This window comes from Hydrogenophilus thiooxidans, assembly GCF_019049855.1.
Taxonomy (GTDB): Bacteria; Pseudomonadota; Gammaproteobacteria; order Burkholderiales; family Rhodocyclaceae; genus Hydrogenophilus; species Hydrogenophilus thiooxidans.
Map to the genome: position 1 here is coordinate 93710 of NZ_JAHLSY010000001.1, position 14540 is coordinate 108249.

The following is a 14540-nucleotide window of genomic DNA, read 5'->3' on the forward strand; positions in this document are numbered from 1 at the left end:
GCTTATTGACTCTCCAGTTCAGATTGAGACCAGGGGGCCAAATGGCGGTGTTCACGTGCATCATCGGCCTGGTTGCGCGTCGGCGAAAAGAAAACCCCTGGCGCGTGCAGCAATTTCGAGAAGGGGAAGAGCGCCAGTAACACCAAAAAACCAAGAAGATGAAGCGTCAAAAAGGGATCGGCGGGAAAGGGGGCTGGGGTGAAGTGCCACAGCGACTGGATGTACGCTTTGAGCGCAACGACATCGGGATGGGCGACATAGGTCATCGTCAGCCCGCTCACGCCGATCACGAGCAACAGGACCAACCAGAGGTAGTCAGAAGGGGTGGAAATGTAGCGAACGCGTCGGATGAGAAAACGGCGCGCAAGCAGACCCATCAAGCCGAGAACCATCGCGATGCCGCCATAGATGCCGAACGGTTGCATCCACACCAGCCATGCCGGGACTGGGTCAACGAAATAGCGGAGGTGGCGGATGAAGACAAGCGCCAAACCGCCATGAAAGAGAACCGCAAAAAACCACAAGAGGAGGTTGGCGCGAAAGAGGCTTTCGAAAAAGAGCGTTTCACGCGCAAGCCTCGCCACCACCCCGGCCGAGGTGGGTGGCGCAGGCGTCGTAGGGATTTTCAGCGGCGCGGGCGTCCGAGCATATTGGAGAATCTTCCACACCATTCCGATGAGGAATGTGAGCGTTGCCAGATAAAAAAGTCCGCTCATTACTCTCCTCCAGCACCGTTACGCCCAGCCACTATCTTGGTTCAAACGCACCCAGTCGGTTTGGGAAGCCCAGCGATCTTACACGCCTGCTTTGCGGGCCCATAAGGGAACAGTTCGTAGAGGTAATCGCTATTTCCCTTCTCCGGCCCGAGCTTCTTCGCGATCGCTTTGGTGAGCACGCGAATGGGCGGCGCCACTTGGTACTCTTCGTAATATTCGCGCAGGAAATTGACCACCTCCCAGTGGTTCTCGGTCATATCGATCCCCTCTTTTTTGGCCAATTCTGCGGCAACCTCCTCGTCCCAATCGCTCAGATTGGTGAGGTACCCTTCTTCATCCACTTCAATCGTTTTTCCAGCAACTTCGATCGTGGCCATGACAACCCTCCTATTGTGAAAAAAACCTTAGAGCCAGCTTTGGCAGTTACGATGCTCGGCAACGAGATTGACAAAACCGTCGTAACCGACCACTTGCACCCCTTCGATCACCCGATCGGCCAACCCACGCGCCTCAAGGTCGGGGCCTAGGACATAGACGGGCATCTTTTTGGCAAGCTCAACCACTTTATTCGCCGCAATGCACCCTCGCGTGGCGGCAACCACGGCATCTTCGATGAGTAGCGCGGCTCCCCCTTGCGCTACGCGCAACACCGTGTCTAACGTTGGGCGGTCGAAAGGGGATTTGTTGATGATGTGTAACATCGCCACGCTCCTTTCAAAAGCTCAGAATGACATCTTGGGCTTCCATCAACTGCCCAAGCTCCTGAGCCGAGAGGACTTCGACCTCGACCAAGAGATCTTCTGGGGTTAGCCCCCGGGCCTCCATCGATTCGCGCTCCACGTAGAACTTGTCGATGTCATAGTCGGGGAGTGCGCGGTACGACGGGCCGAAATTCTTCATTTCGATCCCTTTCGGCATCATGCCTTTCTTCAACTGATAGACGCCGTCGTCAAGAAATGCCAATGAGACCTCTTGTTCAAACGCAGCGGTAATGAGGACCACCTCGAGCGCTTCCAGCGCATAGATCGAGCCGTATGGCGCTTTGCGGTTGACGAACATGAATTTCTTAGCCATCGCGCGCTCCTCAGTCGCCAAAAGTGACCAACCGGTCGGCTTCGATCCCCGCCTCGATCAACTGCCCTAGGCCAGAGATACGAAACCCAGGCGGCAGGAGCTCATCCTTGATGCCACGCCGCAACCCAGCCGCGACACAGACGACAAGATCCACCCCGTGCGCTTCGGCAAGTTTTGACCAGCGGGCAACGATGTTGCGGTCATCCTGCGGGGGTTCGGAGAGTCGGTTCGCGTTATTCACTCCGTCGTGATAGAAGAAGACCCGACTGATCCGATGGCCCGCTTCGATTGCGGCGCGACAAAAGAGATAGGCGCTGTCAGCCGCCTCGTGCTGATAGGGTCCCTCGTTGACCAAAACCGCAAAATTCATCCTCCCTCCTTATTTACTTAGAACCGAACATGGGTCGACGCGTTGAGGCTTTGACGCGCGTGTTTGTAGTCGTCGATCAGGTACTTCGTAAAGGTCAATCCAGTCCGTTCAAAGAAACGGGGCCAGCCGATCCGGTCGATCCAATCAGCGACCCGCTCCCACGGACGACCGTCTTCCTTGTACGCGCGGACGATCTTGAGCACCACTTCCGTGACCTCTGGCCAACGGGGCGGGTTGTTGGGCAGACCCGCAGCAACCATCTTCATAAAGGTGGGGCGACCACGCGCGTTGGAGTTTTTCCCGCCGACCCATACCGCCAGCTTGGTGTGCACCGGGTCGTTGATCTGCATCGGCGGACACGGCGGGAAGCAGGCACCGCAACAGACGCATTTCTTTTCGTCGACTTCGAGCGAAGGCTTACCATTGACCAGCGCGGGACGAATCGCCGCAACAGGGCAACGGGCAACCACCGCAGGGCGTTCGCAGACGTTAGCGACCAGGTCGTGGTTGATTTTCGGAGGTTTGGTGTGCTGGACGATCACCGCGATGTCGGCTTGCCCGCCGCAGTTGATTTCGCAGCACGAAGTCGAGAGGTGGAGGCGATTGGGCAGCTCTTCGTTTTTGAACTCATCGTAGAGCGCATCCATCAACGACTTGACGACACCCGAGGCGTCCGTGCCCGGAATGTCACAGTGGAGCCACCCTTGGGTATGGGCCACCATCGACATCGAATTCCCAGTGCCACCAACCGGGAACCCGTTCTCTTCGAGCGCCTTGATGAGGGGTTCGACCTTGTTCGGATCCGCAACGGTCATCTCGACGTTAGAGCGGATGGTAAAGCGCATGTAGCTGTCGCCATACTGGTCGGCGATGTCGCACAATTTGCGGATCGTCCACACGTCCATTTGCCGCTGCGTACCGGCACGGACGGTCCACACTTCATCGCCGCTCTTGGCCACGTGGTGGAGGACCCCGGGACGGGGGCGATCGTGGTACTTCCAGTTACCGATATTTCGCAGCAGAACCGGATGCATGAACTGCTTGGGATCCGGAACCCCATGTGGAATCGGTTTTTTCGGTGTCTTCGCCGCTTGCGTTTCGCTCATCGGATTCTCCTTGCTCTGGCTGTTTTCGTTGCCAAGGAGAGCTGCGCCGCTCTCCTCAGCTCCGTCATCACGCTGTCTTCACTTCTTTTTTCGCCTTGAGCCGCGCAACCTCTTCGTCCCAACCATCGGTCCGAACGAACGGGTTGGTGCGCGGATGGATCACCATATTGGGATCGGGATCGATTCCCATCGCTTCCAGGAATGTCGGCAACCCGATGCGGTCGATCATTTCGCCGATCCGTTCGTGCTCGAGCGCGTTCTCTTCGAAGAATTCGATCACCTTATGCGCAAATTCCACCAGTTTCTGGCGATCTTCGTCGGTATCGAGTTTCATGAAGGGGATGATGAGCGTACCCATCAGGTCGCCGATCTTGAGCGTCCGTTTTCCGCCGATCAGAATCGCCGCCCCTCGGTCTTTCCCAGGGGCCAACGCGCCGGTCATCACGTTGATACAGTGCATGCAGCGCACACAATCGCGGTTGTCAATCTCCAGCGCCCATTCGTCGGTCAACCGGACGCTGCTGATCGAATCCCCTTGCCGGACCTGGTTAGCGCGCTTGAGCTGGATCGCTTTGGTGGGGCAGCGATTGACCACCCAATCGCTGACGTTGGCAATCGCCCCCTCTTTGCCACCGTTCTTTTCCACCCAGCGCCGTGCCAGTTCTTCGTCTGTCTGGATGTTGTCGCGCCAGATTCCGATCACCGCAAAATCGGAGCGCTGCACCGAGTTCATGCAGTCGTTCGGGCAACCAGAGAATTTGAACTTGAATTTGTAGGGAAGCGAGGGACGGTGGATGTAACTCAAGACGCTGTTGATCACGGCGCGATGCGCTTCGGCTTCGTTATAACAGCTCTGCTCGCAACGCGCCGCGCCCACGCACGACATCGATGTGCGCACCGCGGCACCAGCACCACCCAGGTCAAAACCGAGCGCGTTGATCTCTTCCCAGGCGTTTTGCACGTTTTCCGTCGTGCATCCTTGGAACATGATGTCGCCCGACTGACCGTGTAGGGCAATCAATCCAGACCCCCACCGCTCCCAAATATCACAGAGCTTGCGCAGGATCTCCGTGCTGTAGTGCATCCCCGCTGGCGGCATGACCCGTAAGGTGTGAAATTCCGCTGCATCGGGGAACTTGGGATTACCGTTTTCGTCTTTGAGCTCGGTAAAGCGGGGAATTACCCCTGCCCCATAGCCGAAGACGGAAACGGTTCCCCCTTTCCAGTACCCCAGGCGGGTTTCGTATGAAGTTTCCAGTTGTCCCAGCAGATCGACAACCAGATCTTTGTCTTTAGCAAGACGCTTCAGGCCGGTAACAAAACTCGGCCACGGCCCCTTTTCGAGTTCGTCCAGAAGCGGCGTTGGGTGCATTGGCTTGGCCATGATTCTCTCCTTGTGTTGGGTGGAACCTCCACGCAGTTCCTATCTTATGATCTATTCATATGCTTATCCATTCTCTTGATGGAGAACCACGTCTCCCGTAAGGCGATGCAACCGGTACCTAAAAGGAGTATTGGCAGGTGCGTCGTTTTGTCTTTTGATCGTAGCCATTTGAATTGACAGGTTTGCCGATGGACGCGACCCAATTTTTTCACCACCTTCAAGAGGAGGTCCTTGCCCACCCTGCGATCTGTTCCGGTTTTGCTGCGCAGATGGAACAGGCTCAGGGGTTTGACCGTGCGCACGCCCAACGCTTTGCTTTGGCCTATTACGCCCATATCCTGCACACCCGCCGCTACCAGGCGCATGCGCTGGCGATCGCACCCGATGAGCGCGTGCAATTTGCGCTGGCGCAAATTCTGGCTGATGAGTACGGCAACGGCGACCCTGAAGCCACCCATATGGCGCTTTATCGACGCTTCTTGCGCGGTGTGGGGTGCGACGAAACCGCGATCGAGGCGGCAACCGAACCCCTGATCCCAGAGGTTCGCCTCTACATTGACGCGATGATGGCCTACACCCGTTGCGGCGACTGGCTGGCTGCCGCTGCTGCGGTTGGAATCGCAATGGAATGGCCCATCCCGGCGCTTTACCGTCGCTTTCTCGTTGCGCTGCGCCAGATTCCCGAGATCGAAGAGAGAGCGCTCGAGCTCTTCACCAGCCACATCACAATCGACGAAGCGCACAGCGAGTGGATGCGGCAGGCACTTACCCCCCACGCATCGACGCCAGAGGGTCAGGCACGCATCGCTGCTGGCGTTCGCTATAACTTAGACGCCCGCTGGGTCTTGATGGAGGGTCTTTCGCGCTACGTCTTCGGAGCCCGATGATGCGCGGCAAACCCATTCCCATTCCAGTTGTTGCTGCCCCTTCTGAAGCCACAGCCACCGCGTCGGATCCCTTCTTTTCTCAGTGTGCGGGCGCTGAACCTTTTGCGCTCGTCGTCTTGGGAGACAGTATGGAGCCCGAGTTTCGCGATGGCGACGTGATCGTCGTTGAGCCTGACGGTTTGTTGCGTGACGGTGCTTTTGTCGTCGCTTGGGCCGAAGGCGAATGGTATTTTCGCCAGTTGCGAAAAAGCGCCGATGAAGCTCGCTGGATTCTCCACCCGCTCAATCCTGTTTATCCCGATATCCCGCTCGACACCTTAGATCAGGTCCGTGGGGTAGTGATCCAGAAACGTCATGCGGGTCGTCGCCATCTCATCACGCGGTATCTTCCGGATGCGGATGGCGTTGCGCAGAGTTAGGTTTCCCACCCTTTTTGGAGCGTACGATGGAAAGACGGAACGATAACATTACGGCACTGCGCTTGGCCATGCGTGAAGCGATCCAGAAAGTCGCCACGGGTCCAGCGCTGTCGAAGAACCTCAGCCGAGAAGCGTGCCGCGCTGCGTTCGCTGCTGCGCTAAGTGGCGTTGCCGACCCGGTGCAGGTGGCTGTCTTTCTGATCGCACTGCGCATGAAACGGGAAACCGACGAGGAGTTTCTTGGGCTCCTCGATGGCTGCTTAGCCGAAACCGAGACCGTCACCGCAGCGGTTCCCATGGTAGCGGTGCTTGCCGAACCTTTCGACGGCTACAACCGGTCACTTCCAGTTACCCCCTTTCTCCCAGCGGTACTTGCCGCCTGCGGTCTTCCTACCCTCAGCATCGGTGTGCGCGATCTCGGTCCGAAACATGGAGTCACCCACCATCGGGTCCTCGCACTGGCTGGGGTCGCAGTCGATCACTCGGTCTCGGAGTGCGCGCAGCAGCTCACAGAAGCGGGTTGGAGCTATTGCGACCAGAGCCGTTACGCACCATCGCTCTATGCCCTTTTACCCATTCGCAATGCGATGATCAAGCGTTCGGCGATCACAACGGTCGAAACGGTCGTTGCGCCGGTCCGCGGTCGGGAACGCACCTGTTACCTCTCCGGCTATGTCCACCCGCCTTACGCGCGCATTTACACGATGCTGGCCAAAGCAGCAGGATTTTCCGAGATGGTGCTCGTGCGCGGCGTCGAAGGAGGCGTTGTCCCCTCACTTCGGCAGGAAGGTAGCGCGATCCGCTATCGGAATGGCAGCAACGAGGAAACGCTTGCGATCGACCCACGCGCGATTGGCATCGAGCAGTGTGTTCGGGCCCCGCAACTGCCCAACCGTGACGAGGATGTCAGCGAAACCGAAGTGGATCAACCTGAGTTTGATGTCGATGCCGCTGCAGAGGCAACGCTCGAGCAGGGCATTGCGGCGCTCAAGGGTCAAAAAGGAGCGGTGTGGGACGCGCTGCTTTTAGGGGGCGCACTGGCGCTCTGGGGTAGCGGTTGCGCGCCTTCGTTTGCAGAAGCTGCGATGCGGATTCGGCAGGCGCTTGAAAACGGAACGGCGCTGGCCCACTTTGCGCTTCTTGCCCGCCACTGCTGTTGAACAAAAAACCCTCCTGCGTCTGCGGGAGGGTTTCTTACGCTAAAGATACGGGCGAAAAGGAAATCAGCCGAACATATCGGTAATGATGTTCTTGTACCACGACTCGGCGTACTCCGCTTCGCGACGCAGGATCGCCTCCGGTGCATCGGCGGGCGTCAAACCGCCAGCGATTTCGACAATCGCACCCTCTTTGAGCTCATAGATCCCAGCGACCGATACCGCCTGATCGGACGCGATGAAACTGTAGCAGGTATTGGTATAAGCCGGTTTCAGCGGCTCTTTGCCGTTGAGCAGAAGCGCAACCGCCATCGCGCACACCTTCGCCTGACTGTTTGCCGCGTAGCCAGACTTCGGCATCTGCCCCGCGATTGCCGCATCGCCAATCACATGCACCCCAGGCACCAGCTTCGACTCGAAGGTGTGCTGGTTCACGGGGCACCACCCTTTTTCGTCGGTAAGGCTGGCCACCTGCGCGATCTTGCCGGCACGCTGCGGTGGGATGATGTTCAAGACGTCGGCCTTGAATTCCCCGGCGTCGCACTTCACGGTTTTCGTTTTGACGTCGACGGTGAATTTGGTGCCGGCCATATCAGGCCCCAACCGTTCGATGATGCCGCTGTAATGGTTCTTCCACGCTGCAGTGAAAAGCCCTTGCTTCGAAAACTTCTCTTTCGGGTCGAGAACGATCAATTTCGATTTCGGCTTGTGCTGCTTGAGGTAATTCGCGATCAACGAAGCACGTTCGTAGGGACCGGGCGGGCAGCGGTAGGGGTTCGGTGGCGCAACCATCACCACCTGGCCACCATCAGGCATCTCTTGCAATTGTTTGGCGAGGATCGCCGTTTGTTCTCCCGCTTTCCAAGCGTGCGGAATCGCCTTTTCCGCCTCTTGGCTGTAGCCTTCGACGCCGGTATAGACGAGTTCGATTCCGGGCGAGACGATGCAACGATCGTAGGCGAATTTCTGACCGCTTGCGGTGACGACCTGTTTCGCCGTGCCGTCGATGGCGGTGACGGTGTCATGCACCACTTTGACACCCCGCTTCGCTAAGCCGTCATAGGTATGGCGAATCGAGTCGAGCGAGCGCAATCCACCGATCACTAGGTTACTGAAATAGCAGGTGTAATACTCTTTGTTGGGTTCGATCAAAGTTACCTCGATCGAGGGGTCGTAACGGCGCAGATACTGCGCAGCGGTTGCCCCGCCTGTGCCACCACCGACGATCACCACTTTCTTTGCGGCACCCAGCGCAAGCGACGGCGCGCCAACGGCTCCCACCGCAACCGCAGCCCCCAGTCCCTGCAAAAATGTACGACGATGCATCCGGTTCATCTTCGTCCTCCTCCGTTATTTCTGACTCGCGTAGAAATGAAGCACTGCTTTGAGCCCCTCTTGCCCCTCTTTTTCAATAAGCTCGCTGAGCCGCTTCTGCATGTTCTTTTCTCGATATGCGCGTTTGTCTGCAAGGTAATCTTCTAACTGATAATGGAGGTACGGCAGCCACTGTCCCGCAAGCACCCCTGCTTCGGCACTCGCTTTGCCGCCCTCTTCGTGGCATTTTTCACAGTAGCGCTCGTGCAATTTCGCCCCTTTCGCCGCCAATTGAGCGTCGTGCGGTTGCGCGAAACGCATAAACGGCTGTTTCGCGAAATATTCCGCCATCAGTTTGATCTGTTCATCGGTGTAGCCCTTAGCGATACGGGGCATGATGGTGCCGGGACGCTTCCCCTCCCGATAATCCTTCATCGCATCGATGAAAATCTCCGGACTCATCCCTGCGATGGTTGGTGCAGCAGGACCACGGCTCGAGCCATCGGGACCGTGGCACCCCGCGCAGGTATTGGCCATAACCTGCGCATCATCGACCTCGACTGCGTCTGCCTGCGGCGTTAGCGCTAAGGCTAAAGCCGCAGCCGCCCCAAACACGAACGGTTTGAACTGCTTCATCATCGTCTCCTCTCGTGTTACCCAACGTCCCCAAAACGGGCCCCTCACTTCATCGCGTCGAGCATTCGGTTCGGCGCGACGAATCCTCATGGCGCTTGCAATAAGCGAGCAAGTTCATCATAACCCCGCTTTTTAGCGATCGCAAGCGCATCCATCCCGTTGCGGTCACGCACCGCCACAGCGGCACCGCGCGACACCAGCCACCGCACGATTTCGATCCGACCGCTTTCGGTAGCTGCGATCAACGGCGTTCGACCGTCGATGTCCTGATGGTTGATATCGGCGCCGCGGTCGAGCAACACCTCAGCGGTATGAATATGCCCTTTTGCTGCAGCCAGGATAAGTGGCGTCTGCCCCGCGTCATCGACAACATCAACCCGCGCGCCGTGGTCGAGCATCCAGTGTACGACATGCAAACGCCCAGCTTGCGCCGCATAGTGGAGCGGGGAGAGTCCTTGGCGATCGCGCAGGTCGAGATCAGCCCCTGCGCTTACGAGCAGTTCGACCGCTTTGAGATCCCCCTTTTCCGCAGCGCGCATCAACGCGGTAATGCCATGGCGATCCGCGCTGTCGGGGTCGGCGCCGCGCGCGAGCAATAGGCCGATCAACTGGTAGTACCCCCGCTCCGTCGCAAGAACCAGCGGAGTGACACCGCTTCGCGATTTGACGTTTACTTTTGCGCCCGCTTCGATGAGGAACGCAGCCGTTTCGATACGCCCCGATTCGATCGCATAAAAGAGCGCCGTGCGCCCAACCGTACAGCGCGCGTGGATGTCGGCACCAGCATCGAGAAGGATTTTGACCGTTTCCAAGTCACCGCTTTCAGCAGCGTACATCAATGGCGTCACCCCGAACGCGCCCTGCGTTTTTGCCGAAACCCCCGCTGCCAACAGGCGCTGCACCGCGCGAGCGTCTCCCAACTGCGCCGCGTCAAAGAGCGCCTTCTCTTCGGTTGACAACGCCTGAAGCGCTGGTGTGATCGAAGAGAACAACAGCCCCAATGCAATTCGCGTCAACCAGCGCCTCATTGCTCCTGCTCCTTTCTGATCCCCTAGTGATCCCCGTAGCTTTTAGGATCTCACGATTCAGGTTCTTTGGGCAAACGGTGCGCGATCCCCTGATGGCAGTCGATGCAGGTCTTCTCTTCCATCGCCGCCGCTTCGTGTTTGCGCCGCGCCGAACGCCCTTGCACCGCAAGGTCCATATCGGCGAATTCGTGGCAGGTGCGACATTCGCGTGAATTGGTCGCTTTCATTTTCTCCCACACCCGGTTGGCCATCGTCCAGCGGTGGGCTTCGAACTTTTCCTTGGTGTCGATGGTGCCGATCAGGTGGTGGTAGATATCTTTCACCGCGATGATCTTTGCGGCGACCTTGGGGAAAAACTCCTTGGGCACATGGCAATCAGCACACTCGGCTTGGACACCGACCCGGTTTTTGAAATGGACAGTCTCCATCCATTCCGCTTTGTTCCATTGCATCGTATGACAGGAGGTGCAAAACTCTGTGGTATTCGTGTATTCGAAGAAGGTGTTGACAGCGCCAACCGCTACAGCGCCCGAGGCAAAAAGCGCCGCGCCAAAAAGCCATTTCTTCATCGGAGCACCTAGTGGATATAGATTGACATTATACCATGATGAGCATGATTGTATAAAGAAATTGCGCTATGTCAAGAAATGGACGCCATCACTTGTGCTGCACCGCAAAAACTCCCACCCCCATTCGAAAAACCACTCTCGCCCGAGCCTGGGCCAAATCGCTTCCAAGTAGGGAACCAAAGGCGACGGGGGGGCATCCAGCGGTAGCCATCGCAGCGCCTCTGCACGGTGGGGTTCACAGCGTGCGGGTGTCCCTCCCCAATGCGTCAGGGCAAAAAGGAATTCGATCCGGTTGGTGTCGGAACGGCGGTGAATCACACCGATTGGGCGCAGATCTTCCGCCTGTACCGTGATGCCGAGCTCCTCGGCAAGCTCACGACACGCGGCAGCGAATAACGATTCGTCGGGTTCGACGTGCCCTCCGGGTAGACTCCAGTAACCGTCGAAAAAACCGGTTCCACGCCGCAGTTGAAAGAGCACCTCTTTTTTCGGGTTCAGGAGCAGCACCTGAACCGCTGTCGGGATGCCTCGGGCACCCCCAGGCGCGCCACCTTGCATCATTGGCTTCCTGTACTGCCGAACCCGCCGGCGCCGCGGTCCGTCGGAGGAAAGGCGTCGCTTTCATCCCATTCGACCTGCACCACGGGGACGACGACAAGCTGCGCGATGCGCATCAACGGTTCGATCACGAAGGGCTGCTGCCCGCGATTCCAGACCGAGACCAAAATTTCACCCTGATAGTCGGAGTCGATCAAACCGACTAGGTTTCCCAGAACCAGTCCGTGCTTGTGCCCCAACCCCGAGCGCGGCAGGATCATCGCCGCCAAGGTGGGATCTGCGAGGTGGATTGCGATTCCCGTGGGTACGAGTTCGCTCGCTCCGGGCGCCAAAATGAGCGGTGCCGCGATCGCGGCGCGCAGATCGAGCCCAGCAGCACCGTCCGATGCGTAATGGGGTGGGTTTTTCCGGATCCGTTCGTCGAGGTAACGAATCGCTACTTTACGACGGTGTGGTTTCACTGGCAGCTCCCTCATCACGAACCGAGATCATGCGTTTGAGGTGGGCAAGGATCGCCCACGCCACTTCGGACTTGTTCCCGGCCGGCACGGGATGGCATCCAAAATCGTCATAGAGGACGACACGCGTCTCATCTTGTCCCAGCGCTTCCTGCGCAAGATTTCCCACCACCAACGACAACCCTTTCTCACGGCGTTTGCACTCGGCGTAGTGGTCCAAATCGCGGCTTTCCGCGGCAAACCCGACACAGAGGGGCCCGTTGGGCAACGCAGCGATTTCCGCCAAGATATCGGGGTTTTTGACAAGCGTGAGGGTCAGCGTCGCCGCGGACTTCTTGATCTTGTGCTCCTGCGGGGTTTCCGGCCGGTAGTCGGCTACCGCCGCCACCCCGATGAAAATATCCGCGTTCGCAGCATATTCGTGCGCCGCCGAACGCATCTCTTCTGCAGTCACGACGTCGACACGCGTCACCCCCCATGGGGTCGGCAACGCCGTCGGACCGGCGATCACCGTCACCTCGGCGCCCGCCATTGCAAAGGCTTCGGCCAACGCGAAGCCCATCTTGCCTGAACTCAGATTGGTGAGGACGCGAACCGGATCGATCGGCTCGTACGTAGGCCCGGCCGTGAGCACGACGCGCTTGCCCTGAAACCACTTGGGCGCGAGTGCCGCTTCGATTCGCGCAAGGATTTCGTGCGGTTCGATCATCCGCCCGGCACCGACCTCTCCGCACGCCTGGGCGCCAACCGCTGGCCCCCAAATGGCAACTCCGTCCGCTTGCAGTTGCGCCACGTTGCGTTGGGTAGCGGGGTGGTGCCACATCGCCTGGTTCATCGCGGGCACTACCGCAAGCGGACAGGTGCGCGCCAGCGCCAAAGTGCTCACCAAATCGTCGGCACGACCTTGGGCGAAGCGCGCCAAATGGTCGGCGGTAGCAGGTGCAACGACCATCAGCGCAGCACCACGCGTCAGATCGATATGCGCCATCGCGTCTTCGGCGCGTCCGTCCCACAAATCGGTCCAAACCGTCCGCCCAGAAAGCGCTTGAAAAGTGAGCGGTGTGACGAACCGGGTTGCCGCGTCGCTCATGACCACGTCGACCGTTGCGCCACGGTCGACGAGCCGGCGGACCACTTCGGCAATTTTGTATACTGCGATCCCACCGGTCACCGCCAATACGATCCGCGCGCCGCGCACGAATGGCGGTTTCGCCCTGTTGCGCCCTTCATTTGCGGTAAGATTGTCCATCGTCGAAATTCGCTCCTCTTGTCGATGTCGATCAGCGATTGGCCCGAAGCGGAACGCCCGCGCGAAAAACTCTTGACGCGTGGTGCGCAGGCTCTGAGCGATGCCGAACTGTTGGCGATTTTCCTACGGGTTGGCGTACGCGGCAAGAGTGCCGTGGATTTGGCGCGCGACTTGATCGCCGCGTTCGGCGGCATCGCTCGGCTCATTCACTGCGAACCCCAACAGCTTGCCCAGATGCCAGGTATCGGCCCGGCGAAAACGGCGCAACTGCTCGCGGCACTGGAACTGGCGCGCCGGGCGTTGTGGCAGGAAGCCCAAGCCGTCCCAGCTTTCGAGCGGCCGCAAGCCGTCAAGGATTGGCTGCGGTTACAAATCGGGGGGCTCCCCCACGAATCCTTTCTGGTACTGCTACTGGATCAGCGTCACCGCTTGCTCAAGAGCGAAACCCTTTTTCGGGGCACGGTAGCCGAAGCGGCGGTCTATCCCCGTGAAGTCGCGAAATTGGCGCTCACGCTCAACGCCAGTGCCGTGATCGTCGCACACAACCACCCAAGCGGCCACGCGGTGCCCAGTCGAGACGACATCGCGGTGACGCAGCGGCTCCAGAACGCGTTGCGGTTGATCGACGTTCGCTTGCTCGACCATTTCCTAGTCACCCGCGACACTGCCGTTTCGTTTGCCGAGCATGGATGGCTCGACCCCACCTGATTCTTGCAAAAAAACGCGCAATTATGGTACATTCCGCGTTTCATCGGAATTCGAGGAGCAAAAGCAATGGCTCGAGTCTGTCAAGTGACGGGTAAGCGCCCGATGGTGGGACACAACGTCTCCCACTCCAACATCAAAACCAAACGGCGCTTCTTGCCGAACCTGCACTACCGTCGTTTCTGGAGCGAAGCGGAAAACCGCTGGGTACGCCTGCGCGTTTCCAACGCGGCGCTGCGCACGATCGACAAGAAAGGGATCGATGCGGTTCTTGCCGAACTGCGCGCCCGTGGCGAAAAGATCTGATTAGGAGCGCATCATGGCAAAAGCTGCCCGCGAAAAAATCAAACTGGAATCCACAGCCGGTACCGGCTATTTCTACACCACGACGAAGAACAAAAAGAACACCCCGGGCAAAATGGAATTGAAAAAATACGATCCGAAAGCCCGGAAACACGTGCTGTTCAAAGAGACCAAGTTGAAGTAATCATTTCGGTACTTTGCCTCCCGGTCGGCATTTCAGCGATCGGGACAGCATAAAAAAACCACCCTTCCGGGTGGTTTTTTGCTGCCCAGGGCAGTATCGAACTCAGATTTTCTGAATATTCGACGCCTGCTTACCTTTGGGGCCTTGCGTCACCTCGAAGCGCACGCGATCACCCTCTTTGAGGGTCTTGAACCCGGGCATGTTGATCGAGGAGAAATGCGCAAAGAGGTCATCTCCGCCCTCGTCCGGGGTAATGAACCCGAAGCCTTTGGAATCATTGAACCACTTAACCGTACCTGTTGCCATTGCTTTACTTCCTTACAAACATCAATCAATCAGGGCAGAGCCCTCTTCGCTTGTGCTGCAACACGGCAGCACGGGTTCCACGATACGCGCTTTCCCGCACAATGTCAACAAAAAAAT

Annotated in this window: 21 protein-coding genes; 6 read left to right on the forward strand and 15 right to left on the reverse strand. The window is 58.3% G+C overall.

Features of this window, described 5'->3' with window-relative positions; genetic code table 11:
* Positions 1 to 2: 2 nt before the first annotated feature.
* The 7 genes from KUL93_RS00430 to dsrA all read right to left on the reverse strand — a co-directional run bounded on the left by KUL93_RS00430 (position 3) and on the right by dsrA (position 4650).
* A complete protein-coding gene (locus tag KUL93_RS00430) occupies positions 3 to 716 on the reverse strand; it encodes a respiratory nitrate reductase subunit gamma (protein ID WP_217125161.1) in 714 nt (237 codons plus the stop codon).
* Positions 717 to 757: 41 nt separating this feature from the next.
* A complete protein-coding gene (locus KUL93_RS00435) occupies positions 758 to 1093 on the reverse strand; it encodes a TusE/DsrC/DsvC family sulfur relay protein (RefSeq protein ID WP_217125162.1) in 336 nt (111 codons plus the stop codon).
* A gap of 27 nt (positions 1094 to 1120) precedes the next feature.
* Positions 1121 to 1417 (reverse strand): sulfurtransferase complex subunit TusB, encoded by a 297-nt coding sequence (gene tusB / locus KUL93_RS00440; RefSeq protein WP_217125163.1) that lies wholly within the window; start codon positions 1415 to 1417, stop codon positions 1121 to 1123.
* Positions 1418 to 1430: 13 nt separating this feature from the next.
* On the reverse strand, positions 1431 to 1790 hold the full coding sequence (gene tusC, locus KUL93_RS00445; protein WP_217125164.1) for a sulfurtransferase complex subunit TusC: 360 nt from the start codon (positions 1788 to 1790) through the stop codon (positions 1431 to 1433).
* Positions 1791 to 1800: 10 nt separating this feature from the next.
* Positions 1801 to 2160: a sulfurtransferase complex subunit TusD gene (gene tusD, locus KUL93_RS00450; protein WP_217125165.1), complete on the reverse strand. Its 360-nt coding sequence runs from the start codon at positions 2158 to 2160 to the stop codon at positions 1801 to 1803.
* A gap of 17 nt (positions 2161 to 2177) precedes the next feature.
* Positions 2178 to 3266, reverse strand: a complete 1089-nt coding sequence (gene dsrB / locus KUL93_RS00455) for a dissimilatory-type sulfite reductase subunit beta (RefSeq protein WP_217125166.1) — start codon at positions 3264 to 3266, stop codon at positions 2178 to 2180.
* Between the two features lie 67 nt (positions 3267 to 3333).
* Positions 3334 to 4650, reverse strand: coding sequence for a dissimilatory-type sulfite reductase subunit alpha (dsrA, locus tag KUL93_RS00460; RefSeq protein ID WP_217125167.1), 1317 nt, complete (start codon positions 4648 to 4650; stop codon positions 3334 to 3336).
* A 188-nt stretch (positions 4651 to 4838) separates the two neighbouring features.
* On the opposite strand from dsrA, the gene KUL93_RS00465 reads away from it, so the two are divergent.
* From KUL93_RS00465 to KUL93_RS00475, 3 genes are read left to right on the forward strand one after another with little or no spacing between them, the layout of a single operon-like run.
* On the forward strand, positions 4839 to 5537 hold the full coding sequence (locus KUL93_RS00465) for an iron-containing redox enzyme family protein (RefSeq protein ID WP_217125168.1): 699 nt from the start codon (positions 4839 to 4841) through the stop codon (positions 5535 to 5537).
* Positions 5534 to 5956 carry a S24 family peptidase gene (locus KUL93_RS00470; RefSeq protein WP_217125169.1) on the forward strand — a complete coding sequence of 141 codons (423 nt, stop codon included), beginning with the start codon at positions 5534 to 5536 and terminating at the stop codon, positions 5954 to 5956. The genes KUL93_RS00465 and KUL93_RS00470 overlap by 4 nt, the downstream gene beginning before the upstream one ends.
* A gap of 26 nt (positions 5957 to 5982) precedes the next feature.
* On the forward strand, positions 5983 to 7116 hold the full coding sequence (locus tag KUL93_RS00475; protein WP_217125170.1) for an anthranilate phosphoribosyltransferase: 1134 nt from the start codon (positions 5983 to 5985) through the stop codon (positions 7114 to 7116).
* 63 nt (positions 7117 to 7179) lie between these two features.
* On the opposite strand, the gene KUL93_RS00480 is transcribed toward KUL93_RS00475, so the two are convergent.
* The 7 genes from KUL93_RS00480 to coaBC all read right to left on the reverse strand — a co-directional run bounded on the left by KUL93_RS00480 (position 7180) and on the right by coaBC (position 12925).
* Positions 7180 to 8448 carry an NAD(P)/FAD-dependent oxidoreductase gene (locus KUL93_RS00480; protein WP_249419153.1) on the reverse strand — a complete coding sequence of 423 codons (1269 nt, stop codon included), beginning with the start codon at positions 8446 to 8448 and terminating at the stop codon, positions 7180 to 7182.
* A gap of 15 nt (positions 8449 to 8463) precedes the next feature.
* Positions 8464 to 9066 carry a c-type cytochrome gene (locus KUL93_RS00485; RefSeq protein ID WP_217125171.1) on the reverse strand — a complete coding sequence of 201 codons (603 nt, stop codon included), beginning with the start codon at positions 9064 to 9066 and terminating at the stop codon, positions 8464 to 8466.
* A gap of 83 nt (positions 9067 to 9149) precedes the next feature.
* On the reverse strand, positions 9150 to 10091 hold the full coding sequence (locus KUL93_RS00490) for an ankyrin repeat domain-containing protein (protein WP_217125172.1): 942 nt from the start codon (positions 10089 to 10091) through the stop codon (positions 9150 to 9152).
* A 50-nt stretch (positions 10092 to 10141) separates the two neighbouring features.
* Entirely contained in the window at positions 10142 to 10660 is a 519-nt protein-coding gene (locus tag KUL93_RS00495; RefSeq protein WP_217125173.1) for a NapC/NirT family cytochrome c, read from the reverse strand.
* A 66-nt stretch (positions 10661 to 10726) separates the two neighbouring features.
* A complete protein-coding gene (locus KUL93_RS00500; protein WP_217125174.1) occupies positions 10727 to 11221 on the reverse strand; it encodes an NUDIX domain-containing protein in 495 nt (164 codons plus the stop codon).
* On the reverse strand, positions 11218 to 11679 hold the full coding sequence (dut, locus tag KUL93_RS00505; protein ID WP_346731602.1) for a dUTP diphosphatase: 462 nt from the start codon (positions 11677 to 11679) through the stop codon (positions 11218 to 11220). The genes KUL93_RS00500 and dut overlap by 4 nt, the downstream gene beginning before the upstream one ends.
* Complete coding sequence (coaBC, locus tag KUL93_RS00510) at positions 11660 to 12925, reverse strand: bifunctional phosphopantothenoylcysteine decarboxylase/phosphopantothenate--cysteine ligase CoaBC (RefSeq protein ID WP_217125176.1); 1266 nt, start codon at positions 12923 to 12925, stop codon at positions 11660 to 11662. The genes dut and coaBC overlap by 20 nt, the downstream gene beginning before the upstream one ends.
* Before the next feature lie 24 nt (positions 12926 to 12949).
* Between coaBC and radC the strand changes: the two genes are divergently transcribed.
* The 3 genes from radC (at position 12950) to rpmG (ending at position 14117) form a co-directional block, all read left to right on the forward strand.
* The gene (gene radC / locus KUL93_RS00515; RefSeq protein WP_119334846.1) at positions 12950 to 13633 is read left to right on the forward strand and encodes a RadC family protein; all 684 of its coding nucleotides are present in this window, start codon (positions 12950 to 12952) and stop codon (positions 13631 to 13633) included.
* A gap of 66 nt (positions 13634 to 13699) precedes the next feature.
* The gene (rpmB, locus tag KUL93_RS00520; protein ID WP_119334845.1) at positions 13700 to 13936 is read left to right on the forward strand and encodes a 50S ribosomal protein L28; all 237 of its coding nucleotides are present in this window, start codon (positions 13700 to 13702) and stop codon (positions 13934 to 13936) included.
* A 13-nt stretch (positions 13937 to 13949) separates the two neighbouring features.
* Entirely contained in the window at positions 13950 to 14117 is a 168-nt protein-coding gene (gene rpmG / locus KUL93_RS00525) for a 50S ribosomal protein L33 (RefSeq protein ID WP_119334844.1), read from the forward strand.
* A gap of 102 nt (positions 14118 to 14219) precedes the next feature.
* Here rpmG and KUL93_RS00530 read toward each other — a convergent pair whose 3' ends face one another.
* The gene (locus tag KUL93_RS00530) at positions 14220 to 14423 is read right to left on the reverse strand and encodes a cold-shock protein (protein WP_119334843.1); all 204 of its coding nucleotides are present in this window, start codon (positions 14421 to 14423) and stop codon (positions 14220 to 14222) included.
* Positions 14424 to 14540 lie beyond the last annotated feature (117 nt).

Bases quoted from the DNA above. Each gene is read 5' to 3' on its own strand.
- dsrB (WP_217125166.1), bottom strand. From the start codon at position 3,266: ATGAGCGAAACGCAAGCGGCGAAGACACCGAAAAAACCGATTCCACAT.
- KUL93_RS00500 (WP_217125174.1), bottom strand. From the start codon at position 11,221: ATGATGCAAGGTGGCGCGCCTGGGGGTGCCCGAGGCATCCCGACAGCG.
- tusC (WP_217125164.1), bottom strand. From the start codon at position 1,790: ATGGCTAAGAAATTCATGTTCGTCAACCGCAAAGCGCCATACGGCTCG.
- KUL93_RS00485 (WP_217125171.1), bottom strand. From the start codon at position 9,066: ATGATGAAGCAGTTCAAACCGTTCGTGTTTGGGGCGGCTGCGGCTTTA.
- coaBC (WP_217125176.1), bottom strand. From the start codon at position 12,925: ATGGACAATCTTACCGCAAATGAAGGGCGCAACAGGGCGAAACCGCCA.
- dsrA (WP_217125167.1), bottom strand. From the start codon at position 4,650: ATGGCCAAGCCAATGCACCCAACGCCGCTTCTGGACGAACTCGAAAAG.
- rpmB (WP_119334845.1), top strand. From the start codon at position 13,700: ATGGCTCGAGTCTGTCAAGTGACGGGTAAGCGCCCGATGGTGGGACAC.
- KUL93_RS00430 (WP_217125161.1), bottom strand. From the start codon at position 716: ATGAGCGGACTTTTTTATCTGGCAACGCTCACATTCCTCATCGGAATG.
- tusB (WP_217125163.1), bottom strand. From the start codon at position 1,417: ATGTTACACATCATCAACAAATCCCCTTTCGACCGCCCAACGTTAGAC.
- KUL93_RS00530 (WP_119334843.1), bottom strand. From the start codon at position 14,423: ATGGCAACAGGTACGGTTAAGTGGTTCAATGATTCCAAAGGCTTCGGG.
- radC (WP_119334846.1), top strand. From the start codon at position 12,950: ATGTCGATCAGCGATTGGCCCGAAGCGGAACGCCCGCGCGAAAAACTC.
- KUL93_RS00495 (WP_217125173.1), bottom strand. From the start codon at position 10,660: ATGAAGAAATGGCTTTTTGGCGCGGCGCTTTTTGCCTCGGGCGCTGTA.
- KUL93_RS00465 (WP_217125168.1), top strand. From the start codon at position 4,839: ATGGACGCGACCCAATTTTTTCACCACCTTCAAGAGGAGGTCCTTGCC.
- KUL93_RS00435 (WP_217125162.1), bottom strand. From the start codon at position 1,093: ATGGCCACGATCGAAGTTGCTGGAAAAACGATTGAAGTGGATGAAGAA.
- rpmG (WP_119334844.1), top strand. From the start codon at position 13,950: ATGGCAAAAGCTGCCCGCGAAAAAATCAAACTGGAATCCACAGCCGGT.
- tusD (WP_217125165.1), bottom strand. From the start codon at position 2,160: ATGAATTTTGCGGTTTTGGTCAACGAGGGACCCTATCAGCACGAGGCG.
- KUL93_RS00480 (WP_249419153.1), bottom strand. From the start codon at position 8,448: ATGAACCGGATGCATCGTCGTACATTTTTGCAGGGACTGGGGGCTGCG.
- KUL93_RS00490 (WP_217125172.1), bottom strand. From the start codon at position 10,091: ATGAGGCGCTGGTTGACGCGAATTGCATTGGGGCTGTTGTTCTCTTCG.
- KUL93_RS00470 (WP_217125169.1), top strand. From the start codon at position 5,534: ATGATGCGCGGCAAACCCATTCCCATTCCAGTTGTTGCTGCCCCTTCT.
- KUL93_RS00475 (WP_217125170.1), top strand. From the start codon at position 5,983: ATGGAAAGACGGAACGATAACATTACGGCACTGCGCTTGGCCATGCGT.